We start from the raw sequence: 24,374 nt of genomic DNA, 5'->3' as shown, positions 1-24,374 counted from the left end.
CCTTTCTCCGTCCGGCAGAGCGCCAGATCAGCATTCAGTTCAGAGCAGGATCGTGTAGATCCCGGTAAAGATGATCAGCATGCCGAACTCGGCCAGCGGTACATTCCACATGAACCGGTCCAGACGCGTCTTGGTCAGGATCGGCTTGAGGATCAGCATGGTCAGAAGACCAAGACCGACATGTACGAGAAATGATGAAACAAGCAGTCCACCGATATTGATGACGGACTGAAGCGGTGCGTTCATAAAGCCCTCCAGCGCATCGATGGAACCGGACAGATGTCATAAAGCCTGATGGCGGAACGGTTGTGCTCCAGCACCCGGATCGCACCAGCCATGCCGGACACAGCCCCCAGAACCGTGGCCATTTCACCATGCGGCAGGTTTTCGGACAGCAGCAGAAGACGTTCCGCATGAATGGTCATACGGGTGACTGCGGAATCCACGTTGTAAATAATTGAAGACCGCAGAGCAGCCTCTGCCTCGGCCTTCACCACCGGAATGGTCACCGCGCGCTGAAGATGGCGTCGGGCACGGGCCAGCGCCGCCCCGAGATCATCAAGGCTGGCGAAGCGGGCAAAGACACGATCCCGTCCTTTTGAAGGTCTGAGATAGCTGTTCCACATCCTGAGTTTGGTCAGGCGGTCATAATGGCGACTGATGAGGGCTGACCCTTCCTGCTCGCCATGCCCTTCGAACTGACGGTGAAGATCGTGCCCGATGGCCATCGCCACACGGAAACGACGGGTTTTCGCCTTGGGCGGCAGCAGGAGCGTCAGGGTGATGAAGATCAGCACGCCGGCAAACAGATACTGCTCGTCACGGTTGATGAACTGCGCGAGGTCATAGCTCTGTTCATTGGCGACGCCGAGAATGACGAAAAAGAACACGCCCGCATTGAAGCCGATCGCGGACGTCTTCGAATTCAGCAGCAGCAGACAGCTGCCGAAGATGACGGGCATCACCATAATCGCAAAGAACGTCATTTCCGATCCGTGCGGCAGAATGCCGAAATTCAGAATGGCCGCGACGGCGATCGCCAGCGGCATGCCGATCAGCGCGCCCATGCCAAAGGCCCGGACATCGTAGGTCGTTGCCGCCAGCGTCAGAACGATCGCCGTCTGGGACAGCGCGGAATAACTCTGCGGCAGCCCGGTGAGGATACAGAGCCCGGCCGCGAGAGAAAAACCGATCAGCACACGCAGACCGTTCAGCAGCGCCAGAATGATATCCTGATGCGTCACGATCTTCAGTTCAGGCGCCTGCGTCCGGGCGTGCCCTCCCTTGTGGACGCAATCGACACCATCCTCGGCCCAGCGCCAGTAGGACAGAAGGGACATGACCCGCTCAACGAACCACGCTTCATCCAGTGTCAGCCTGGTTTCGTTGCCCGCCGCGTCCAGATGGGTCTCCCGCGCCAGCTGTTCCAGATCCTCCACAGCGATGCGGGGCGATGACACCGCATCGCCCGTGCCGAACGCCGAGCGGACACGCTTGATAACAGCGTCCGACACCAGCCCGCGCTCGAGCGCCATGGCAATCGCGCGACTACAATTCAGCATCTCCAGCAGGGCGACCATCGCGGAGCGAGCGCCGACCATACGGAGACGCCCGTCGGAAATCTCGGTGCGGGCAAAGGAGACCTGCGAGGTCAGAGCCATGATCTGGCCTGCAATACCGGCGGCAGCGGAAGCATCCGGCACCGATCGGCCTGCAACAGCATCACGGGCGATCCGCGCCACCATTGCGGCCAGCGAATCAAGCGCGTGTGTCAGCTTGCTCCAGGCTGTGGGTGAACCGAAGACATCGTTGACGGCGGCCGTAGCGGCGATCCCGATGACGATGGCCGACACCCTGTTGACCGTGACATCGTAGGCGGACTCCGGTGTGTCGATGCAGCCGATGGCGATCAGCGCCACGGTATAGCCTGCCAGCATGGCGGCATAAGCACGGAAATCCCGCTCCAGTGTTCCCATGATGCAGCACAGAGAGAGCCACAGGGCGACGCCACCCAGAAGCAGGGAACGATCCTGACTGAAGCAGGATGTCAGCGCCAGCGCGACAAACGCTCCGACAAAGGTGCCAGCAAGTCTGTAGAGGGCTTTGGACAGCATCTGGCCACGCAGAGGCTGGGCCAGAATCATGACGGTCACGGCTGATGATCCCGGAGAGGAGATCTGCAACCAGAATGACACGGCCAGAGCGAGCCAGACGGCCAGCCATGTCCGCACACAGAACATGAACCAGCCTGCTGGAAAGTATTCTTTGCTGGGTGACGGCATCCACACCAGTCGTCGTAGCGACGACCAGCGCGTGGCAGGTGTCTGACTGCGCGCGTTCACCCCACTCTCCACCCTCGCTACTCAGTTGACGGAAATCAACGACTTCTCATCAACTGTGCCGGGCAGAATTACAAATAACAAAACGTGGCAGTCCATGCGTCACTGTTCGACGTGATATTCACAGACTGCGCATCATGATTATTTGAACGCCCCTGAAGCTGAGTGCATTACATCGCAGCGTCAACGGCGCAGGTGTGTGGCATGATATCCGGGGAGGAGGCTGCCAGCACACAGGCTGTCAGAGAGAGCGATGGAAAACCCGGTGCTTTTTGGTCGGCTGCGGCACAATACGCTCGATCAGACGGCGCATCGGCATGTTGGTTTCCAGCACCCACCCGAGTTCGATCTGGCGGTAAGGCAGGACATGTCCCCGCTTCATCAGTTCGCTGATCAGCAATGCGGGCAGAAGCGCACCCAGAGCAGTTCCTGAAAGCGCCTTGCTGACACCCAGCAGGATGACCCGCGCGGAATGAAACTCGTGACGCAGCAGACGCAAGCCCAGTTTCACCCAGCCGAGAGGCGACGGCGCTCCTCCCAGATCGGCTGCCACGTCAAAAACATTCGGAACCACCAGCGCAACGCCCGCCGGCTCACCGTTCTGCTCGACGAGCACGAAATGCTCGGATTTGAGGATGGGCTTGATCTCATGGATCATGCCCCTCATGTCATCGTCTGTATAAGGGACGAAACCCCAGGTATCCCGCCACGTATCATTATACATTGAGCGAAGGATCTCGCCGTCGCGCTCTATATTCTTCGCATCCATCTGACGAACAGACAGCGCGCCGAGCCGCCCTTCCCCGAGGGAGAGTCCTTTTGGAACGATATGCGCATTCTCGGCCTGCGGTCCCATCTCCATCTGATAGGACAGGACATCCATCTTTTTCGTCAGACCGGCGGCCTCGATGGCCTCGCTGAGAAATGGCGGGTGCCACGGCATCATGACCATGGGAGCGGCCTGCTGGCCCTCGATCATCGTGCCGTATTCACCGTTGCTGTTCAGCGTCCACGGACCGAGCATTGAAGTCATGCCCTGTGAGCGCAGCCATTCGGCGGCAGCTGCCAGAAGCGGGGCCACCACGTCAGGCGACTCTGCATCCAGGGCGCCGAAAAATCCTGTCTGCGGTGTCAGGCCGGTTTCCGGCGCGGCGTCACGCACCAGATCGTCCGTCTGCGCAGAGATACGCCCTACGGCGCGCCCATTGCGCCAGGCCAGAAAATACTGCGCTTTTCCATGACGAAAGAAAGGAGACTTCGCAGGATCGAGCAGATTGCGCTGTTCCATGTCCAGAGGCGGCACGTATCCCGCCTTGCCTGCATAAAGTCGACGAGGGAGCCGGATAAAGGTCGACAACTGCCGAAAACCCCTGACCGGGGTAATGACAAGGCGCGCCGTCTGGGTCATGAACTCTCCCTGCAAACACGCGGTTCCGCGCGATACCATAACCAGCACCTTGCTCTCGGTGCGTGAAGGGCATTGGACATACCGTTGAAAGAAACCGCTGCCAACGTGAAACGACACAACAGATTGTTTCCGTTTTCCTGCTTTTCATCCATCAGAACGTCCGGCGCGACAAGTCACGCACCGATGAAACCGATTCGTATTCTCATCACAGGCGCTTCAGGTGGGATCGGAAAAGTGCTTGCCTGCGATTACGCGCGGCCAGGCAATACGCTTGTCCTGTGGGGGCGCAATGCCGATCGTCTTCAGGATATTTCACGGATTTGCAGGGAACGTGGCGCCTCTGTCCTGACACGGGAAATCGACCTGTCTGATGGTCATGCAGCCATCACGGCCTTTCGCGCTGATGACGACGTGACACAGTTTGATACAGTCATACTCTGCGCCGGTCTGTCCGATATGAAGACCGCTTCGGAAAAAACGGAACGCGCCGAAACCGTTCTGGAACTCGGGCTTGTCAATTACGCCGTGCCTTCGGCCCTCACCATGGCGGCGGCTAACAGGATGCAAGCGCGCGGCGGCGGAAAAATCGCGTTGATCGGCTCTGTAGCCGCCTATCATGATCTCCCTTTTGCTGCCGGTTACGGTGGATCGAAGGCCGGTCTGGCCCGATTCGCAAGCTCTGCGCGCATCGCGCTTGCTCCGCTGGGGGTGAACGTGGTCCTGATTGCGCCTGGGTTTGTGGATACCGCCATGAGCCGCCGCATTATCGGTCCCCGCCCCTTTCTCGTCACGCCTGAAGCAGCGTCCCGCCATATCATCGCCGCTCTTGCCCGCAATACGGGAGAGACAATTTTCCCGTGGCCATTCCGGCTGTTGCGGCTGATTGACCGTTTCACGCCCGGCATTATTCGGAGTGCGATCATGTCACGCATCACAGCAGACCAGAAACCACGCTAGTTTCCCTTCACCAAACCCGCCTCATAACAGACATTCTGAAAACCACCCTTTTCGGAACATCTTATCTACCCTGAGGTACAGCGCGTTTTGTCCCTGATAAACAAAAAGGAAGCCTGCTGATCATGGAAGAGATCGTCGTCGCCGATATCGGCGGAACCCATGCGCGTTTCAGCATTGCGACAGTGAGTCAGGGACGTGTCAGTTCACTTGATGCGCCGATGATCCTGAATGTGGCGGACCATGACACGCTGGAAAGCGCCTGGAGCCATTTCCGCCAGAATCTGGGAAAACCTCTCCCCCGCCGGGCTGCTCTAGCGGTCGCCGCCCCGGTTCAGAGCGAGATTCTGACGATGGCGAACAATCCCTGGGTCATTGTCAGAGCAGAACTGGCCGAGCAGCTGGCGGTCGACAACCCTCTTCTGCTGAATGATTTTGAAGCTGTCGCTCACGCGGTGGCTCACCTTGATCACGATCATCAGCCCTATCTGTGTGGCCCCGATCATCCGCTCCCGGAGAATGGAACCATCCTGACGATTGGGCCGGGAACGGGACTCGGCACGGCCAGCATCATCCGGCATGGAGGAGAAACTCTCGTGCGGGGCGCGGAAGGTGGCCATATCGGCTTCAGTCCTTGCGACGACTTTGAAGACCGTCTGCTGGATCGGCTGCGCGCCATCTACGGACGCGTCTCAGCCGAGCGCGTGATTTCAGGACCGGCGATCATTCATATCTGCGGCCTTGTCGCCGACGATATGGGCGAAGTGAATCGTAATCTGGATGACAAACAGCTCTGGACACTGGCCCTCGAGGGCCATGATCAGGTCGCCATGCAGGGAATGGTCCGGTTCTGCCGACTGCTGGGATCATTTGCCGGCGATATGGCTCTTGCTCATGGCGCTACGGGGATTGTCATCGCCGGAGGGCTGGGGAAACGTCTGATGAACGTTCTGCCCCGCTCGGACTTCTTTCATCGTTTCATTGAAAAAGGTCGCTTCGAAACACTGATGCGGAAAATCCCCGTCAGAATGATCCATTACCCTGAGCCGGGTCTGTTTGGAGCAGCGTCCGCCCTCGCCTGCCAGATGGCGAAAGAGTGACGGAAACCGGGCTTCCGGTTGGACGGCGATATCGAACTCTGAAAAAAATGAGAACGCGGGGATCTGATTCGCTGTCCGTCCTGTTTGCTTGACCCCGTCAGCGCACGGGCTGCGAAAAATGTCTGCCAGATGGTTGTATAAGTTGGATCCACTACCAACCAGACAGCAGCGGTGAACGATAACAAGAATCTACCGAGAGTGGCTCGATGTTGTCGAACCCTAGGTCAGAGACATCTTGCTTGGCTAAGGATGCAGGTCTTTTGGAGGCTGTAAAACCGAAATAGCCAGACTGTAAAACCAGTTTGGTTTTTGTTGGGTTTTTGCGGTTTTCTTAAAGCATTGGAGGTCCGGGCGGGAATCGAACCCACATTCGCGGATTTGCAGTCCGCTACATCACCATTCTGCCACCGGACCTCATCGGTGCCAGCGCTATATCTCTCACGTCTCGCGGCGGGTCAAGTCCTGTCTGTCATTCCTCTGCCATCATGCCTGCTCAACCCATTGTCAGCACAGTTGATGCTACAACCGGTTGACGAAGGGCTCCAGCTGGGTTTTCTCATTATTGTATGATGATCCTGGAACGGCTGCGTTTCCACGGAGACCACACAGACTGAAACGGAACACCGCCATCATGACCTATGCCGCAGATCAGGCCCCGACCTCCGTGATGGCTCCGTACTTCCCGGATACCAGCGCCTCGGCTTTCGACGATGCCCGGCAGCGGATGGTCGATGACCAAGTGCGTCCGCTGGAAGTCAATGATCCGCGCATCGTCACGGCAATGCGGGCGCTTCCCCGTGAATATGCCGTTCCGGAAAATGAGCAGGAATTCGCTTATTCCGACCTCACTCTTCCGCTTGGAAAAGGCCGCTACCTGCTGCAATCGATGGTAACCGCACGACTTGTGCAAATGGCGGCCATTCAGACTGGCCAGCGCGTGCTCGTGGTCGGGGCCGCTACGGGATATACGGCAGCCCTTATCGCCATGCTCGGCGCAGAGGTGACCGCTCTGGAAGAAGATGCCTCCCTGCTGGCCATCGGCACGGCATTTACGACGCGTGCGTCTGTCGATGTATCATGGAAGCAGGCTCCTCTTTCTGGCGGCGCACCCGAAAGCTCGCCTTTCGACCTGATCTTTTTTGACGGCGCCATTGAAGAAATCCCCCGTTTCTGCAGCACCCAGCTGACAGAAAACGGTCGTGTGGCCGGGATACTGCGCCCGGATGATGGGACCTCTTCAGCTTTTCTGGCTGAAGCAGAAACAGGTGAAGGCTGGTCCATCCGTCGCTTTTTCGATTCTGAAGCGCCTGTGCTTCCCTCTTTTGAACGGCCTGCGGCCTTTGCTTTCTGAGGAAAGAAACCTCTCCAGCTGAGATAAATTCTGGTGTGGCAATCTGCTGTTAAGTAGAATAGTGGAAAATCCGACATCAGCGTGGCATAAGCTCTCAACTCCGGTAGAGTGTGCGGAGCAGGTATCAAAGAGAGAAGTTAAATGAAACATTCCTGCCACTTGGGTCTGGGACTGGCAGCTTTGCTGTGTAGTTCAACAGCTATGGCCCAGAAATATGATGGCAGCGGTGAGCCCAGTTTCATTCCTCACACGCTGGAGGAAGCTCTTTCTGTTGCCTACCTGACCAACCCGACACTTCAGCAGGAACGGGCGACACTGCGGGCGACGGACGAAAATGTCCCAACCGCGCTTGCGGGCTGGCATCCTACGATCAAGGCGCAGTTCAATCCCAGCTATTACAAGGGTAGCAACAACTATAATGGCGACTCTGCAGACGGTATTCGCGGCTATCAGCGCAAATACAGCACATTCGGTTTCGCAGCGAACGTCTCAGCAACCGAATCGATCTATACCGGTGGCAAGACGACGGCCCAGACCCATCAGGCCGTCAACAAGGTCATGGCTGAAAGAGCGAAGCTGATCTCCACGGAGCAGCAGGTTTTCATGAGCGTTGTGAACGCCTATGTCGGCGTGATCGAGGACGAGCAGCTACTGCAGCTGAACATCAACAACGAACGCGTGCTTGAACAGCAGCTCAAGGCCACGAACGAGCGTTTCCGCGTTGGTGAAATTACGCGTACCGACGTGGCGCAGGCTGAATCAGCCTATGCCAGCGCGAAGGCGACCCGCCAGCAGTCCGAAGGAACGCTCCAGACCGCACAGGCAACCTACATGCAGGTTGTGGGAATGGCGCCTCCCCCCAATCTGGTTCCCCCGCAGCCACTCGTGCTTCCAGTCAAATCGGAAAACGAGGCCGTGGCCATGGCTGTGAAGAACAATCCTGACGTGGTCACCGCGCTCTTCACCGAATCAGCGCAGAAAGATGCTGTGGCGGTCGCCATGGCGGCCTTGATGCCGACTGTCGCCGCCTCCATCGCCTATATGCATCAGGTCAACCAGCAGCTTGGCGGTCAGACCAATGACGATAAATACGCCACTCTGGATGTGTCAGTACCCTTCTATCAGGGAGGGTCAGAATATTCTGAAGTCCGGCAGGCCAAACAGCAGGCTCAGGCCTCCAGTCGCGCCGTTGACGTGCAGCGCCGAACCGCTGCGCAGGCTGCCGCGTCAAACTGGCAGCGACTGGTGTCTTACAAAGCCGCTATCGAGAGCAATCATGCCGCCATCAAGGCCGGTATGATTGCGCTTGATGGTGTGGAAAGACAGGCCATTGTAGGTACGAGCACCACTCTTGAAGTGCTGCAGCAGCAGAGTACCCTTCTTCAGGCGCAGGTTGCGCTTGTTCAGAGCCTGAGTAACATGGTCACGTCCTCTTACAACGTCGCTTCTGCTATCGGGCGCTTGACAGCGCTTGATCTGCATCTGAACGTGCCGCTTTATAATGAGAAAGCCTACTATGACGCGGTTAAGGATCGTTTGTGGGGGCTGAATGACTATGCGTTGGATCAGCCCGGACGATAAGCGCGGCGTGGAAAGGTTTTTGAATGACAGAGAATAACGACACGCAGCCGGAAAACGGTTCCATCAACACTGTTCTGAGTTCCATCCGTCGCATTCTGCAGGAAGGAAAAGAGGCTCACGCAGCATCCCGGCAGGCTGCTACGCCTGAGGAGCCGAAAGCCGAGGAACCCGTTACTCCACCAACACCGCCCGCGCAGGACGATGACGACAGTGTTCTCGTGCTCGACTCATCCATGTTTGTGGATGAGGAAAAGCCGGAAGTACACGAACACGCAGGACAGCAGGAGCAGGCAGCACCTGTAGAAGCTCATGCTCCAGTTCCACCGCCACCAGAAGCTGAGCACAAACCAGAGCCGGAACCAGAACCTGAGCCGCCAGCTCCCGTGGCTGAAGCGCCCGCTCCTGCAGAACCAGAGCCCGTTGCTGCTCCCCCGCCATCTCCTGCACCTGAACCGGAAACCGTTTCCGCTCAGCCTGCAGAGACACATGACTCGGTAACGGCAGAAACCGAACCTCATGTCCCCGTCCCCACCCTGCCAACATCATTACCTGTAGTTCCCCCCTTGTCTCGACCAGCGCACCTGGTGGAGACTGTCGAGACACAACAGGCTAGGACCAGAATGAGCGAGAACAGAACTCCGGCGGAAACGGCCGCCGGCTATTCCGACTCTGATGCACCGGACCCCGTACAGATCGCTCTGGACAAGCAGACTGTCGGCGCTACGGAACATTCTTTTGGTGCGCTGCAGCAGATGCTGCGCCGCAAACAATCTTTTGAACACAAGGAGAGACGAGTGGCTATCACGCGTGGTGGAAACCTGACCATTGAAGACATCGTTCGCGATGAAGTCCGTGCATTCCTCAAGGAATGGCTGGATCAGCACCTGTCCGGCATCGTGCAGCAGGCTGTTCAGAAAGAGATCGAGCGTCTTAGCGACCGCTGATCACTCTGATCCCGGTCCGACCGACTGGCAACAGTTCGGGACGACTGGTCAGAGACCCGCTCGAAGCGGTATGAGGAAACGCAGCGCACACAAGCGCTGCGTTTCTTTTTGTTCAAACACCTTCCATCTGGTTAGAGGCGATGCTCAGCAAAACGTTTCAGGCGAACGACACCGAAGCCCAGCTCTACGAAACCTGGGAAACTGAGGGACGGTTCGCTGCCGATCCGAACAGCAAGGCCACGCCTTTCACCATCATGATCCCGCCGCCCAACGTCACCGGCACGCTCCATATGGGGCATGCGCTGACCATGACGTTGCAGGACACGCTCATCCGCTGGAAGCGTATGCAGGGGCGCGACACGCTCTGGCAGCCGGGCACGGACCACGCAGGCATTGCAACCCAGCTTGTGGTTGAGCGTCAGTTGGCAGGCGAAAACACCACGCGACAGGAGCTTGGCCGCGAAGAGTTCCTCAATCGTGTGTGGAAATGGAAGGGTGAATCCGGCAGCGGCATCACCCGCCAGCTTCGTCGCCTCGGTTCGTCCCTCGACTGGTCGCGCGAGCGCTTCACCATGGATGACGGGCTGTCCAAGGCCGTCAAGGAAGTCTTCGTCACGCTGTACCGTGAGAAGCTGATCTATCGTGACCGGCGCCTCGTCAACTGGGACCCGCATTTCCGGACCGCCATTTCCGACCTTGAGGTCGAGAACAAGGAAGTGCGCGGCAATCTCTGGCATATCCGCTATCCGGTCGCGGACGCTGAGGGTGAATCCATTGTGGTCGCCACGACCCGTCCGGAAACCATGCTGGGCGATACGGCTGTTGCCGTGCATCCCGAGGACGAGCGTTACAAGGCTCTGGTCGGACGCTTTGTTGTCCTGCCCCTGACCGGCCGCCGCATTCCCATCGTTGCCGACACTTATTCTGATCCGGAAAAAGGCACTGGCGCGGTCAAGATCACCCCAGCTCATGACTTCAACGACTTTGAAGTCGGCAAGCGTCATGACCTGCCGATGCTGACAGTGCTGGACGAAGGTGCTGCCGTTACGCTCGCGGAAATCGAGGACGATCTTCACACCGTGGACGGTCTGGCCGATCCTGCTTTTGTGCGCGGTCTGGAAGGCAAGTCCCGCGAGGACGCCCGCAAGGCCATTGTCGCCGAGCTTGAGACGCTGGGTTACCTCGTCGAGATCGAGCCGCACACCAATCAGGTGCCGCACGCCGAACGTGGTGGCGCCGTGGTCGAGCCGCGCCTGACGACACAGTGGTATTGCGACGCCGCCACTCTCGCCGGTCCGGCGATTGAAGCTGTTGAAAAAGGCGATGTCACCTTCGTGCCGCGCCAGTGGGAGAACACGTTCTTCGCCTGGATGCGGGACATTCAGCCGTGGTGCATTTCGCGCCAGCTCTGGTGGGGGCATCGTATCCCGGCCTGGTATGGTCCGGATGGCGCTGTTTTCGTCGGGTATGACGACGCCGACGCGAAGCAGCAGGCGAAAGCCCATTACGGGGAAGACGTCGAGCTGACGCAGGATGAAGACGTGCTGGACACGTGGTTCTCCTCCGCGTTGTGGCCGTTCTCTACCCTCGGCTGGCCTGAAAAGACACCGGACCTGGCCCGCTATTATCCGACCGATGTGCTGGTCACCGGTTTTGACATCATCTTTTTCTGGGTCGCCCGGATGATGATGATGGGCCTGCACTTCATGAAGGATGTGCCATTCCGCACCGTCTTCATTCATGGTCTGGTGCGCGACGAGCGCGGCCAGAAAATGTCGAAGAGCAAGGGCAACGGCATCGACCCGCTGGAACTGCTCGATCAGTACGGCGCGGATGCGGTCCGTTTCACCATCTGCGCGCTGACCGGCGTTGGACGTGATCTGAAATTTGGTCCGAAGCGCGTGGAAGACCACCGGGCGTTTGTCACCAAGCTGTGGAATGCCTCGCGTTTCTGCGAAATGAACGGTGTGAAGCCGGTTGAGGGCTTCGATCCCTCGACCGTGCAGAGCCCGCTCGGTCGCTGGATCATCTTCGAAGCGTCCAAGGCCATCAGCGAGGCGACCAGCGCGCTCGAAGCCTATCGTTTCGATGAATATGCCGGTGCCTGCTACCGTTTTGTCTGGAACCGTTTCTGCGACTGGTATCTGGAACTGACCAAGCCGCTGTTCTCGGGCGACACAACGCCGGAAGCCGACGAACTGCGCGCTGTCACGGCGTGGGTGCTGGAGACGATCCTGCGTCTGCTTCAGCCGATCATGCCGTTTGTCACCGACACGCTCTGGCACGAGTTCGGCTATGGTCCGCGTGGCGAACTCATGGGCGCGACATGGCCAGTGCTTGTAACCGTGCCGGGCGCTGAGGCGGCTGTTGAGGAAATCGACTGGCTGACACGCTTTATTTCCGAAATCCGCACTGTGCGTTCGGAAATGAATGTGCCCCCTTCCCGTCTGTCGCCTGTGCTACTGAAGGATGCGTCGGCCACCACGCAGGATCGGGCCACACGCTGGAAGGAAACGATCGGTCGTATGGCCCGCGTTTCCGAAATCGGCGTTCTGGACGGCGATGTGCCGAAAGGCTCGGCTCAGGCGGTGCTTGATGAAGCGACGCTGGTTCTGCCGCTTGCCGATATCATTGATCTGGATGCTGAACGCGCCCGGCTGGCGAAGGAACTGACCAAGGCGGAAGGTGAAATCGAAAAGACCGAGCGCAAGCTGGGCAATGCCGACTTCATCGCCCGTGGTAAACCGGAAGTCGTTGAGGAAACCCGCGAGCGTCTGGTAACGCAGCAGGGTGACCGGGATCGTCTGAAGGCAGCACTCGCCCGTCTGGGGTGAGTGCTGAGTTTTTTTAAGCAGATAAACGTTTTTGGGTGCCGCCTTTTTTCAAAAAGGCGGTGTTCTTTGAAGCTTTTTGAAAAAAGCTTCACCAAAAACTTCTTATATTTAAGATCATGCTGTTGGGGGGCTTTTGCGGGTTTCCCCTTATGCGTGGGTGGCGGGGAAACCCTGTCACCCATATGTGGTTAAAGGTAAGAGAAACCTTCACAGAATGAACTGACAGGACGCGCCATGACTGAAACTGCGATACTCGGTGGAGGATGCTTCTGGTGCGTAGAGGCTGTCCTGGTCTCCATCAACGGAGTCCTGAGCGTGCAGTCCGGCTATGCGGGCGGCAAGACCGAAAACCCGACCTATAAAGAGGTCTGCTCCGGCCTCACCGGTCACGCGGAAGTCGTGGAAGTTATCTTTGATCCGGCAGTGATCTCTTATGCCCAGCTTTTGCGGATCTTCTTCACGCTGCATGATCCGACCACGCTGAACCGGCAAGGCAACGACAGAGGCACTCAGTATCGGTCGGTCATCTTCTGGACCAGTGAGGAACAGCGTGAAACGGCGGAAACCGTCAGGCAGGAAATCGAACAGTCTGGCCTATGGAGTGCGCCGTTGGTCACGCAAATTGAGCCGCTGAGCAAATTCTGGCCTGCGGAAGCGGAGCATGATGACTACTTCAGACGAAATCCTGACAATGGGTATTGTCAGGTTGTTGTTGCGCCGAAGGTTGTGAAGATGCGGAAGGTTTTTGCAGGTTTGCAGAAAGCATCAAATTATATCTGAAAATACAAAATCTAAATATATTATCGATCAAAAATAATAGATAAAATTCAAACACTATCTTCTTCAAAACCTAATGCAATTGACAGTAGAATAGACTGATAAAGATTCCAAATAAATGATTTAAGTAGCATTACTATATAAATAAACCACCCAGATATAGTAGATAAAAATATCAAACAAGTAATTTTCATTATATATTGATGAGAATTAAAAATATATGTTGTTATATATTGGAGAGGACCACCTTCAGGAAAAAACAAAGATACTAAGAGACACAATAAAAGAAACAAAGCATAATGCACAAAAACATACATAAAGCTATAAAGTGTCATTCTCATGCAGCTTATTTTCTTTTCATTATTTTTTTTGATAGGATACGCAGTATAAACCAATTTCTTAATTTCTTTTTTGCTTATAAGAGCAAAAAATAAAGCGAATCCAGACACCAAAAAACCAAGTATACTTGATGTATATGAAATTCCTAAAGACACCTCTGTCCGAATGACGGATGGAATCTTAGAAAAATCAAATAATCCGTGAACTAAAAACAAACCTATTGCCGATAAAATAAAAAACGAAACTCCAAAAAAAATTGACACAATTATATTACTTACAGAAACAACATATTTCCGAGCTTCCTTATAAAGACAAAAAATATTTTTATCATGAAATATTTCGTTTTCTATATTATTCATTTTTATTTCGCACATCAGGAAGGCTCAATACTTTTTGCGTGCTTGTTCCTCCAAAATCTATCATTTTTTCTTTCGTGTATTTTTTAAAAATACTCCACAACTGCCTAGCTTTACCTATCTCAGAGACTTCTGGTTTAACTAATTGAGTGCTAATTTTAAACTCTTCGTTATTACCAACAAGTTTTTGGTTATTATGGTCAACACCAGAAACATGGACTGTTTGATTGCCTTTTCTGGTCGCTTCCTCAATTTCTTCCTTAGCTTGATCTGCATCTAATCCGTTTTTATTTTGCATTATAAATTGAGTTTTTGTTGAATCTACTGCTTGAGAAAAATCTCTCATCGCATCAAACATCTGCTTTGCATCAATTTCCTCGTTTGGAATAATTATATCAAATTCAATACGACGAAGTATTTTATAACGATCAATAAAATCTGATATATCCTCTTTTCCCGTAAGAGGAACCACCTCTAAAGTAGGAGGCTTATATATAGTTCTTAGATAATTCTTTTTTTCCTTATTTTCTTCATGCAATTTATTTATATAAAATTCATATTTTTTACGAACAAATTGCAATACGGTTGCTTTAAATGCCTTCAAATCAGGAGCATCTTTTGTTTCGGAAAGATAAATAATTCGATGATTGCTAAGTATCAATACAAAGAAAGCTGATGGTGCGGTAGCCAATTCTGCTGGATTGCGAACTATTCCTTCACCATCTTTAAAAATTTGCTCGCGTGAAATTGTCGTGTTTTTTATAAATTGGCCGTAGATCACCCAAGAATCGTCATTTTCTTTTTCTAGTTTCTTCAATGACAGTCTATGAAAAAAGTAGCTAGTTTTATCGCCATAATTACGGATTAACCCAGAATCAAAAAAGGCTGGAAGAACTATTTCTGTAGCCAAATCTAGAAAAACTTTGTCCTGTGGCCCATTCCCAAATCGCAATGTGAAATTTGCAAAAATAACTTCATTTTGACGCATCTAATGCTACTCACACAAAAATAAAGTATACAAAATCAAATATATAGATAAAAAATTTATACACAAGAACCTTTTGAAACATAAAAATTATACATAATATCTTTGAAACTTGAATTAATCTTCTTCACCTCCAAAGAATATTTTTAGAAATTAGAAAGTAGCCTCAAAACTACACTTCTGCTATATCCTGACTAACATCCACCCACCCCGCATCCACCAATTCCGCCACACGCGCCGGTGTCAGCCGCACGGAACTCGTGAGCGACCCAGCCGCCGGATAGACCTCGTCAAACATCTTCAATGAGACATCGCAATAAACTTTCAGCGGCTGAGGCAGACCGAACGGGCACACGCCGCCGACGGGGTGGCTGGTCAGTTCCAGCACCTCTTCGGCGGGGAGCATTCTGGGGCGTGCACCGAAGGCGGCCTTGGTCTTGCGGTTATCGAGCCTCGCATCTCCGGCCATGACGACGAGAACCCGCTCGTCGCCCACCTTGATGGCCAGTGTCTTGGCGATCTGGCCTTCCTTCACGCCCAGCGCCTGCGCTGCCAGAGGGACGGTGGCCGTGCTTGCGCCCTGATCGATGATCTCCACGTCGGGCGCATTGGCGGCGAAAAAGGCTTTAACAGATTCAAGACTCATACTTCATGCCTCTGGCAACGGGATTCCCGAAACAGCGGGACCCCTTCTTCAATCATGACGATGCAGACATAGCTTCCAGCAGCCGTGCGATCGCCTCCGCGCCGGGATCCGGCACGTCGTTCATCTGGCTTTCCGGCACGTAGGATGCCCGTCCGGCCTGAGCCTTGCCCATCTTTCTGGTGGCGTCGGCTCCTTTGCGGGCTGCTGTTGCCGCGTCCCTGAGCGAGCCGCCCTCAGCCAGCGCTTTCAGAGCCGGATCAATCGCGTCGATCATGGTCCGGTCACCCGGTTTCGCGCCTCCCAGTGTCTGCATGGCCCCCAGTCCTTCCTGTAGCGCCACGGCCCATGATGACGTGCTGCGGCCTGCTGTCGAGAACAGAACCGACAGAAGAGCCCCGCTGGAACCGCCAGTGTGACGGGCCAGCACGCGCCCGATGGTGCTGAATAGCGCGTGCGGATCAGCGAGAGGCAGGCGGTCCAGCGCATTGAGGATTTCCTTTGCGGCCTCAGCAAATGTCGAGCCTGCGTCGCCATCGCCAATCTTGGCGTCGAGCGCATTGAGACTGTCCGCGTTTGCGATCAGGGCCTCGGCTCCGATGCGCATCAGGGCTTCCAGTTGCGGGTTGGAAGACGGCGCGGTCTCGAAGGTTTTCGGAAGCGCGGGCATCCTGCGGAGAGCGGGCTTGCCGAAAATCGCGACGCCGGGCCATGCGGGCGGCTCGACGAATGCCTTCAGCGCCTCCGCAATATCGTCAGTCAGTTCGATGACGGTCAGCGAAAAGCCGTTCATATCCAGAGCCGTCATGACGGGCGCTGGCCCGATAATGAGTTCGACCTGTTTTGCGAGGGGTGTTTTCGCAAAGGCTTCGAGCAGCAGTGTCATTTCGACCGGCGGTACACTGCCGAGCATGTTGAGCAGGAGGGCGTATTTCTTCTCACCCCCGGGAAGCGCCTTCTGAAGCGCGGCGGCCGCCTGCTCCATGAGGCTGTCCGCCTTGGCGACGTCAATCTGCTGGGCGCCGGGTTCGCCGTGGATGCCAAGGCCCAGTTCGGCCTGCCCTTTTTCCAGCCGGGTTTCGTGCGCGGTGTCGTAGGCGTTGCAGTCCGTCAGGGAGAGACCGATCGACGCAATTTTCTCTGCGGCTTCCCGCGCTTTGCGGGCCACGACCTCCAGAGGCTCGCCCTGTGAGGCTGCGTGACCGGCAATCTTCTGGACCAGCACGGTTCCGGCCAGCCCGCGGGGATAACGGCTGCCGGGAAGCGCGATGTCGTCGCCCACGATCACCGTTTCGACGGGGATGCCCATGTCGCGGGCCTGCTCGGCGGCCAGCGTGAAGTTCAGGCGGTCTCCGGTGTAGCTCTTGATGACCAGCAGGCATCCGGCTTTTCGGGAGACGGCCAGAATCGCGGCCAGAACGGCATCGACGCCGGGCGACGCGAACACGGAGCCGCAGACCGCCGCGTCCAGCATGCCCTCACCGACAAATCCCGCGTGGGCCGGTTCGTGGCCGGAGCCACCGCCGGAGATGATCGCCACATGCTCTGGATTCCGCTCCTTGCGCAGGACAACCTTGATCTCGGGATAGCCGTCGAGGCGGCAGAGATGCTGCCCCATGGAAGAACGCAACAGGCCGTCGAGCGATTCCGTCACCAGAGTTTCACGGGAGTTGAAGAAGCGCTTCATCGGCTTGGTCTCTTTCTTTTTGTTTGTCCCAGTCATGCCCTCCTGTCCGTCAGGAGACAAGAAACAGCCCCGAGAGCTGCCATTCCCGCAACGCACGACGGTCCCCTCCGGCTCCTTTCTTTCCGTTCCGGCTTCATCACTGTATGGTGCCCGCCCCTGCATATAAGCGGAGCTTGTTAAGTCCCATGGACCCGGCGTCCCCTCGCCCTACCGGCAAACCCCTGTCGTTTCAGGATCTGATCCTGACCCTCCATCGCTTCTGGTCGGCCCAAGGGTGCGCCATCCTTCAGCCCTACGACATCGAGGTCGGCGCGGGTACGCTCTCCCCGCATACCACGCTGCGGGCTCTGGGCGACACTCCGTGGAAGGCAGCCTACGTGCAGCCGTCCCGCCGCCCTTCCGACGGGCGCTATGGCGAGAACCCGAACCGGCTCCAGCACTATTACCAGTATCAGGTGCTGCTGAAGCCGACGCCGGAAGAGAGCCAGCAGCTTCTTCTGGAGAGCTATCGCGCCATCGGGATCGACCCGGATCTGCACGATATCCGCTTTGTCGAGGATGACTGGGAGAACCCGACCATCGGCGCATGGGGGCTGGGCTGGGAAGTCTGGTGTGACGGCATGGAAGTGACGCAGTTCACCTACTTCCAGCAGGTCGGCGGTATCCCTGTGTCGGTCCCGTCCACGGAACTGACCTACGGGCTTGAGCGCCTCGCCATGTATGTGCAGGGCGTCGAGAACGTTTATGACCTCGCCTTCAACGACGCCGGTCTGAAATATGGCGACGTGTTCCTGCGAGCCGAGCGTGATTACTCGCGGCATAACTTTGAGCTGGCGAACACGGAGATGCTGCATCGCCACTTCACTGACGCCGAAAAGGAGTCTGTGGCGCTGGCGGAAGCGGGTGTGGCCCAGCCTGCGTACGATCAGTGTCTGAAGGCCAGCCATCTGTTCAACCTGCTCGATGCGCGTGGCGTCATCAGCGTGAGCGAGCGGGCTTCCTATATCGGTCGCGTCCGCACGCTGGCGAAACTCTGCTGTGAAACCTGGCTGGCCGAAGAAGCTGCCACAAAGAAGGTGGAGGGCTGAGTCATGGCTGAACTTCTGCTCGAACTTCTCTCGGAAGAAATCCCGGCCCGCATGCAGGAAACGGCGGGCGAGGATCTGGCGCGTCTGTTCCAGAAAACCTTTGCCGCCCTCAATCCTCGTGATGTGAAGACCTTTACCGGTCCGCGTCGCATCGCCCTTACCTGCGGTCTGAACACCGAGGTCCCGGCTGAAACCGTTTCCGAACGCGGCCCACGCGAGAGCGCGCCGGAACAGGCTCTGGCCGGTTTCACACGCAAGCATGGCGTGACCAAGGACGATCTGGTTCTGGAAAACGGCTTCTGGGTGCTGAACCGTCAGACGCCCGCCATTTCCGCCGAGGTTTCTCTGGCCGAGCGTCTGCCTGAGATCCTCCGCCAGTTCCCATGGCCGAAGTCGATGCGCTGGGGCACGGGCAGCAGCTTTACGTGGGTGCGTCCGCTTCGCCGTATCCTGTGTCTGCTCGATGGGACAGTTGTTCCCTTCTCACTAGCGACGGACACGGATAATGGCCATGGTCTAAAGAGCGGCAACCAGACGGAAGGGCATCGCTTCTTCCCGGTTGGCGCGACCCGTGCAGAGCCGTTCACCGTTTCCGGTTTTGACAGCTGGCGCGATGGGCTGCGTGAACGGCGTGTGCTGATCGATGCAGCGGAGCGTCGTCAGACCATCCTGAAAGGCATCAATGAACTGGCCGGACAGGAAGGGCTGAACATCGTCCCCGATGCCGGACTGGTGGACGAGGTCGCCGGACTGGTCGAATGGCCGGTGCCGCTGCTCGGTCGCATTGACGAGACGTTCATGGAACTGCCTGCCGAGGTGATGCAGGTCTCCATGCGCGTGAACCAGCGTTACTTTGCGCTGCGCCATAGCGACGGTACCGCAGCGCCACGCTTCGCGTTTGTGGCGAATATCGAACCCAGTGATGGCGGCGCACAGGTCATTGCCGGCAACGAGCGCGTGCTGCGCGCCCGCTTCTCCGATGCGCGTCATTTCTGGGATCTGGATCGCAAGCAGACACTTGAGTCACGTGTTGCGGGCCTCGACCGCGTCACGTTCCATGCCGATCTCGGCAGTCAGGGCGAACGCGTGAAGCGGCTTGTGCGTTTGGCGGAGATCATCGCGCCGATGGTGGGTGCCAACCCGTCCCATGCCGCGCGCGCCGCGCTGCTGAGCAAGAGCGATCTTTCCACCGGTATGGTCGGCGAGTTCCCCGAGTTGCAGGGCGTGATGGGCGGTTATTACGCCCGTCACGACCATGAGCCTGAGGATGTCTGCACCGCGATTGCCGAGCAGTATATGCCGCGCGGTCCTGCCGATACTGTGCCGACGGCTCCAGTTTCCATCGCCCTCGCGCTGGCTGACCGGTTTGACATGCTGGTCGGGTTCTTTGCTGTGGGCGCGAAGCCGAGCGGTTCCGGCGATCCGTATGGCCTGCGTCGCGCAGCTTTGGGGATTATCAACCTGATCCGCACCAACAGTCTGCGTCTTGATCTGGTGGCACTGTTCGTGAAGGCGTCCGCGGCTCTGCCCCCTGCCCTTCAGAACGCACCTGATCTGGATCTGCTGCCGGGCTTTATCGCCGAACGTCTGCGCGTGCAGCTGCGTAGTGAAGGCGCGCGTCACGACATTCTCGCCGCCGTTTCGGTTGGCAATACGGACAGCGATATCGTGCGTCTGCTGGCCCGTACGGATGCGCTCGTTTCCATGCTGGCGACGGAGGATGGAAAGAACCTGCTTGCCGCGACCAAGCGGGCTGCGAACATTCTGCGGATCGAGGACAAGAAGGACGGCCCGCACGAAGGGACACCCGATGCCGCGCTTTACACGCAGCCGGAGGAAATCGCTCTGGCCAATGCGCTGGGTGCGGTCATTCCCAAGGTGGAAGCGGCCTTTGGCGAGGAGCGCTATTCGGATGCGATGCGTGAGGCCGCCAGCCTGCGCTCGGTGCTGGACACGTTCTTCGACAAGGTGACGGTCAATGCCGATGATGCGCAGGTTCGTGGCAATCGTCTGAAGCTGTTGTCGGAACTGGTGCGGATGACGCGTCTGATTGCGGATTTCAGCCAGATTGATGGGTGATTGGAGCTGAATGGCTCTGATGCGCTAATGGAACCGGGATGATGGGTGTGGCCTGTCCCGGTTTTTTGTTGTTTGGCTTATTTGTTATCTGTGGCCAATTATTTGAATGGCTGGCTTGGAGGGGAAAAGCTGATTGTCGGACTCCCGACACAAATGCTCACAAGCAGACATCACCACCAATCCCACCTCACTATACCTTTACTCTGTCTCGTAACCCCTGCACGATTTGCATTGGTTTGGCATAGCAACATCCTTCGAGAACAGGCGACAGCGATAATGCCGCCCCCGACAGTGATCAGCTTACCTCCCCCCGCCGTCGTTACGGCCGGATCTGGGGCAAAATCGTATACAGCTCCGCCAAAGCGTCGATTACCGCTTCCTCTGGTGATGATCCAGACACTCGCAAGACCGCGAGTGCAACTTTTTCTCGGACTTGCGACAGCCATGCTTTCACAATCGTTGCCTCCCGTGCCGACAGAACGTGAAGTCTTATTCCAAAATCCTCACTGACCGCGTATTCGATGCCGCTATTCTCAAAAGCTAATCGTAACATTGCCGCCAACTGAGGACCGCACCAGATACGCATATCTAAGCCGTTCAAAGTAAAGGCAAATGGCAAGCATGTATTGACGGCGAATTGAAAAGCTAACACCGATTCGCACATAATCTGAACGCGAATTGCGTAAAGGCGTCTATCATCGACATCGCGGGGGTCTTGAGGTGCCCCGAGTAGCTCCTCTTTAAGTGAAGACTTTACCCCGTTGGGGATGAGGTCGTAAATTGTAGCGCCAACAATTCCTTCAGCGATGCTACGAACCGATTTGAAGATCTCCGTGAAGAGAGTTGTACGATTTCCGGCCTGAACCGCTTCTCGTATCTTCGCAACTTCCATCGAGAGCTCATCTACGCCAGCTTGACCTTGACGGCTTCTCACCTGCTCCTCAAGCGCTGTAAGCAGCCGACGTAATTGTTCAGCTTCTTCAAGATTTACTCCGCGACCTTTCTGATCATCATCCACGATTTCGCTCCTAAAGCAGTCGCTGCCTCACCACTGCCATTAGAAGCGTAACATATACGTGCAAGTGCCCGTCTTCAAAAACAGCGAGCATCGTATCAATGGCGTAGATGAAGACGAAAACCGACCAAGACTCTGTTTCAGAAACCAGTTAGAAGCAGATCAAGCGCTTGGGTGATTTCATCCTGATAAAGAGACAATGAAGTCACGATTTTCTTCAGATCACGGTTAGGCACGGCAGCCATAAACTGCGTCATCATGACGAACGAATGGTCGTCTATTACAAAAACCGGATTGAGTCTCTTTGCCGGTTTGGGCGCTGCTTTCCGTGATAAAAGCGGCACTACGATGCGGGTGCCCAACTCACCCAGCAAGTCTGCCTGTACATCCAGAACGAAACGCGCTTCACCTCGTCCGGCCAGACGATACACATCAAAACGGGCCATTCAGAATTTCCGGTAATCCGCGAGAGGAAGACCATTCTCTTCGACATACTGTCGGGATGCTTCAAGGGAGGCACGGTTTTCCGAGAGCCATTGCTGAGCGCGGATCGAAGCGATCGCAGACTTCAACCCCTGTTCGCAGGCCTGCGATATGTTGAGATCAAGCGATTTGGCTTCTTCGAGTAACTGCGCCGGTAACGTCACATTGGTGGGGCGACGTGATGGGCTGACGGAACGCGAGCGAACCATAGCTTTACTCCATGTCCTGAAAATCGAAGCTTAGCACATATCAATACACATAACTATGCACATATTATCATCCAGATGTATGGGCTACTTTTCGGAAGCTCCAGCAACTCCTCCTGCGTCCGACAAACGGACGAAAGCAGACTTGTTTCAGCCGATTGTTGTAGAAACAAAACCTTCTACTTCTTCCGATGCCCACTAACATTCGCTCCCGCATCCGGCCGCAACCGTGCTGCCACCGGCACTGCGATGCAGGTCAACGCGCCCACCACCAGAAACCCTACTCTGAAATCCGCCGCCACCGCCTGCGGATGATCCTGAACAGCGCGCGAGACCGTCACAGCCAGTGCGGCCACGCAGATGCCGGCTGACAGCATCATTTGCTGGAAAGTGGAATAGAAACTGGTCGCATTGCTCATCCGCTCTTCCGGCAGATCGGCGTAGGCGATGGAGTTGTAGGCCGAGAACTGGATGGCCTGCACAGCGCCCGACGCCAGCAGCACCAATGTCAGCGTCCAGAGCGGCCAGCCTGGCTGGAAACAGGCGATTGCGCCAAAAGTGAGCGCGCCGCCCCAACCCATCGTCATCATCACGGCCCGGAAACCGAAGCGACGGAACAGACGCGGCACATACAGACGCGAGCAAAGCGCTCCGATGGGGGCCGCAAAGACGACCATGCCGCTTTGTGCCGGGCTCAGTCCAAAGCCGATCTGCAACATGGCGGGCATCAGAAACGGAAATGACCCGGCGGCAAGGCGGGAGGCGGCACCGCTCAGGACGGACAGGCGGAAGGTCGGGACATCCATCAGCCGGAAATCAAGCACCGGATTGGGGCAGCGCTTCATGTGGCGGAAATAACCGAGAAACAGACAGGCTCCGGCGATCAGCAGGCTGGCGGAAAGCCAGTAGGGCTTTGTGTTGTGGCTGATCATCTCCGCGCTGAAGGACAGCAGCGCCAGACCGCCGCCAGCCAGCCCCATGCCGGGCCAGTCGAAGGGACGGCTCTGCTTTTCCCGCAACTGGGGGACGTGTTTCCACGTCAGGTAAAGTCCGAGCAGTCCAACGGGCACGTTGAGGTAGAAATTCCAGCGCCATGACAGCAGGGTTGTGATGAAGCCGCCCAGCACGGGGCCGAGCATCGGGCCAAGGGTGGCGGGCATCATCATCCATGTCATGGTTTTCAGCAGTTCGGACTTGGCGACGCTTCGCAGCAGCACCAGCCTGCCGACAGGCACCATCAGTGCGCCCCCTACTCCCTGCAACATGCGTCCGAAGGCCAGCACGGGAAGACTGCTCGCCTGCCCGCAGAGGATGGAGCAGACAATGAACAGGGTGATCGCCGTCATCAGGGTCGTGCGGCTGCCGAAGCGGTCGGCCACCGCGCCTGAGGCGGGGATGAAGATGGCCAGTCCGACGATGTAGGAGGTCAGCGCCACGGAGGCCGCCACCGGGTCCACATGCAGGGAAGACGCGATGGCCGGAAGGGCCGTTGCCAGAATGGTGCCATCGAGCTGCTCCATGAACAGAAGGCTGGAGATGGTCAGGGCGATGATCTGGGATCGGCGAAGAGCTGGCATGCGGGCCACAAAACAGATTTTCCAATCGGGGCACAACAGACGGATGACCGCAGTCACTCATGTCTGATCAGAGTTACCCGTTAAAACTGTTTGCCATAAAAAGCGTTGCATCATCAGTGAGATCGGTTCCAACTATACCCACATGAACCGTATTGCGGTTCCGCGTCCCACTGACGCCTCAGGATGTTCGAAAGGAAGACAGACATGTCAGACGACAAGATCAACACCACAGAAGAAAAAATTCATGGCGTCGTCGATCAGGCCAAAGGTCACATCAAGGATGCTGTCGGCGGCCTGACAGGTGATCTGGGTCTTCAGGCTGAAGGCAAGGTCGACCAACTGGCCGGCATCGCCCGTGAGGAATTTGCCGACCTGTATGAAGAGAGCGAGAGCCTTGTCGAAAAAGGCGTGTCCTTCGTGCGTGACAAGCCGCTCCTCTCACTGGGCATTGCTTCAGTGGTCGGCACGTTCATCGGCTGGCTACTAATGCCGCGCCGCAAGGGCTGAGCCAGCAAGAAAGGAGAGCCGGGTCCAGTATCCGGCTCTTTTTTTACGACTCGTGAAGAGTCTGAGTGTTTTTTCCCCTTCCGGGGAATTTTTTTTGCCTGCGACTCTTGCGCGGTCACGG

Annotated in this window: 21 protein-coding genes and 1 tRNA gene; 10 read left to right on the top strand and 12 right to left on the bottom strand. The window is 56.4% G+C overall.

Features of this window, described 5'->3' with window-relative positions; genetic code table 11:
- Positions 1–39: 39 nt before the first annotated feature.
- The 3 genes from EMQ_RS00910 to EMQ_RS00900 form a co-directional block, all read right to left on the bottom strand.
- Positions 40–246: a DUF1656 domain-containing protein gene (locus EMQ_RS00910; RefSeq protein ID WP_010666693.1), complete on the bottom strand. Its 207-nt coding sequence runs from the start codon at positions 244–246 to the stop codon at positions 40–42.
- Positions 243–2,342 (bottom strand): FUSC family protein, encoded by a 2,100-nt coding sequence (locus tag EMQ_RS00905; RefSeq protein ID WP_026199903.1) that lies wholly within the window; start codon positions 2,340–2,342, stop codon positions 243–245. The genes EMQ_RS00910 and EMQ_RS00905 overlap by 4 nt, the downstream gene beginning before the upstream one ends.
- A 238-nt stretch (positions 2,343–2,580) precedes the next feature.
- Positions 2,581–3,747: a hypothetical protein gene (locus EMQ_RS00900; protein ID WP_010665733.1), complete on the bottom strand. Its 1,167-nt coding sequence runs from the start codon at positions 3,745–3,747 to the stop codon at positions 2,581–2,583.
- 183 nt (positions 3,748–3,930) lie between these two features.
- On the opposite strand from EMQ_RS00900, the gene EMQ_RS00895 reads away from it, so the two are divergent.
- Together EMQ_RS00895 and EMQ_RS00890 are read left to right on the top strand one after the other, a co-directional pair.
- Entirely contained in the window at positions 3,931–4,704 is a 774-nt protein-coding gene (locus tag EMQ_RS00895) for an SDR family NAD(P)-dependent oxidoreductase (protein ID WP_018307636.1), read from the top strand.
- A 122-nt stretch (positions 4,705–4,826) separates the two neighbouring features.
- On the top strand, positions 4,827–5,801 hold the full coding sequence (locus EMQ_RS00890) for a glucokinase (protein WP_010665731.1): 975 nt from the start codon (positions 4,827–4,829) through the stop codon (positions 5,799–5,801).
- Positions 5,802–6,141: 340 nt separating this feature from the next.
- Here EMQ_RS00890 and EMQ_RS00885 read toward each other — a convergent pair.
- Positions 6,142–6,215, bottom strand: a tRNA-Cys gene (locus tag EMQ_RS00885).
- Between the two features lie 217 nt (positions 6,216–6,432).
- Here EMQ_RS00885 and EMQ_RS00880 point away from each other — a divergent pair.
- The 5 genes from EMQ_RS00880 to msrA all read left to right on the top strand — a co-directional run bounded on the left by EMQ_RS00880 (position 6,433) and on the right by msrA (position 13,291).
- Positions 6,433–7,152 carry a protein-L-isoaspartate O-methyltransferase family protein gene (locus EMQ_RS00880; RefSeq protein WP_010665730.1) on the top strand — a complete coding sequence of 240 codons (720 nt, stop codon included), beginning with the start codon at positions 6,433–6,435 and terminating at the stop codon, positions 7,150–7,152.
- Between the two features lie 141 nt (positions 7,153–7,293).
- Complete coding sequence (locus EMQ_RS00875) at positions 7,294–8,733, top strand: TolC family outer membrane protein (protein WP_026199904.1); 1,440 nt, start codon at positions 7,294–7,296, stop codon at positions 8,731–8,733.
- Between the two features lie 23 nt (positions 8,734–8,756).
- Positions 8,757–9,677, top strand: coding sequence for a DUF2497 domain-containing protein (locus tag EMQ_RS17090; RefSeq protein WP_231367887.1), 921 nt, complete (start codon positions 8,757–8,759; stop codon positions 9,675–9,677).
- Positions 9,678–9,817: 140 nt separating this feature from the next.
- Positions 9,818–12,511, top strand: a complete 2,694-nt coding sequence (locus EMQ_RS00865; protein ID WP_010665726.1) for a valine--tRNA ligase — start codon at positions 9,818–9,820, stop codon at positions 12,509–12,511.
- Between the two features lie 234 nt (positions 12,512–12,745).
- A complete protein-coding gene (gene msrA, locus EMQ_RS00860; RefSeq protein WP_010669166.1) occupies positions 12,746–13,291 on the top strand; it encodes a peptide-methionine (S)-S-oxide reductase MsrA in 546 nt (181 codons plus the stop codon).
- Positions 13,292–13,338: 47 nt separating this feature from the next.
- Here the strand turns inward: msrA and EMQ_RS00855 are convergent, their stop codons facing one another.
- From EMQ_RS00855 to EMQ_RS00840, 4 genes are all read right to left on the bottom strand, one after another.
- Positions 13,339–13,986, bottom strand: a complete 648-nt coding sequence (locus EMQ_RS00855; protein ID WP_132012010.1) for a hypothetical protein — start codon at positions 13,984–13,986, stop codon at positions 13,339–13,341.
- Positions 13,979–14,971 (bottom strand): hypothetical protein, encoded by a 993-nt coding sequence (locus EMQ_RS00850; protein WP_132012011.1) that lies wholly within the window; start codon positions 14,969–14,971, stop codon positions 13,979–13,981. Before EMQ_RS00850 ends, EMQ_RS00855 begins: the two co-directional genes overlap by 8 nt.
- A gap of 169 nt (positions 14,972–15,140) precedes the next feature.
- Positions 15,141–15,614, bottom strand: coding sequence for a YbaK/EbsC family protein (locus EMQ_RS00845; protein WP_010668109.1), 474 nt, complete (start codon positions 15,612–15,614; stop codon positions 15,141–15,143).
- A 52-nt stretch (positions 15,615–15,666) separates the two neighbouring features.
- Positions 15,667–17,334 (bottom strand): dihydroxyacetone kinase subunit DhaK, encoded by a 1,668-nt coding sequence (locus tag EMQ_RS00840; protein WP_010668108.1) that lies wholly within the window; start codon positions 17,332–17,334, stop codon positions 15,667–15,669.
- Between the two features lie 149 nt (positions 17,335–17,483).
- Here EMQ_RS00840 and EMQ_RS00835 point away from each other — a divergent pair, with 149 nt between their 5' ends.
- On the top strand, positions 17,484–18,386 hold the full coding sequence (locus EMQ_RS00835) for a glycine--tRNA ligase subunit alpha (RefSeq protein WP_010668107.1): 903 nt from the start codon (positions 17,484–17,486) through the stop codon (positions 18,384–18,386).
- Positions 18,387–18,389: 3 nt separating this feature from the next.
- Entirely contained in the window at positions 18,390–20,465 is a 2,076-nt protein-coding gene (gene glyS / locus EMQ_RS00830; protein ID WP_018307639.1) for a glycine--tRNA ligase subunit beta, read from the top strand.
- Between the two features lie 319 nt (positions 20,466–20,784).
- Here the strand turns inward: glyS and EMQ_RS00825 are convergent, their stop codons facing one another.
- The 4 genes from EMQ_RS00825 to EMQ_RS00810 form a co-directional block, all read right to left on the bottom strand.
- On the bottom strand, positions 20,785–21,483 hold the full coding sequence (locus EMQ_RS00825) for a hypothetical protein (RefSeq protein ID WP_018307640.1): 699 nt from the start codon (positions 21,481–21,483) through the stop codon (positions 20,785–20,787).
- A gap of 137 nt (positions 21,484–21,620) precedes the next feature.
- Positions 21,621–21,926: a CcdB family protein gene (locus tag EMQ_RS00820; protein ID WP_010666315.1), complete on the bottom strand. Its 306-nt coding sequence runs from the start codon at positions 21,924–21,926 to the stop codon at positions 21,621–21,623.
- Positions 21,927–22,172, bottom strand: coding sequence for a type II toxin-antitoxin system CcdA family antitoxin (locus EMQ_RS00815; RefSeq protein ID WP_010666316.1), 246 nt, complete (start codon positions 22,170–22,172; stop codon positions 21,927–21,929).
- Positions 22,173–22,348: 176 nt separating this feature from the next.
- A complete protein-coding gene (locus EMQ_RS00810) occupies positions 22,349–23,746 on the bottom strand; it encodes an MFS transporter (RefSeq protein ID WP_010666317.1) in 1,398 nt (465 codons plus the stop codon).
- A 204-nt stretch (positions 23,747–23,950) separates the two neighbouring features.
- Here EMQ_RS00810 and EMQ_RS00805 point away from each other — a divergent pair, with 204 nt between their 5' ends.
- On the top strand, positions 23,951–24,253 hold the full coding sequence (locus tag EMQ_RS00805) for a CsbD family protein (RefSeq protein WP_010666318.1): 303 nt from the start codon (positions 23,951–23,953) through the stop codon (positions 24,251–24,253).
- Positions 24,254–24,374: the final 121 nt, after the last annotated feature.

It is taken from the genome of Acetobacter aceti NBRC 14818, from assembly GCF_000193495.2.
Lineage (GTDB): Bacteria > Pseudomonadota > Alphaproteobacteria > Acetobacterales > Acetobacteraceae > Acetobacter > Acetobacter aceti.
Note: the sequence above shows the minus strand (reverse complement) of the source record. Positions and strands in the feature narration are given on the sequence as shown.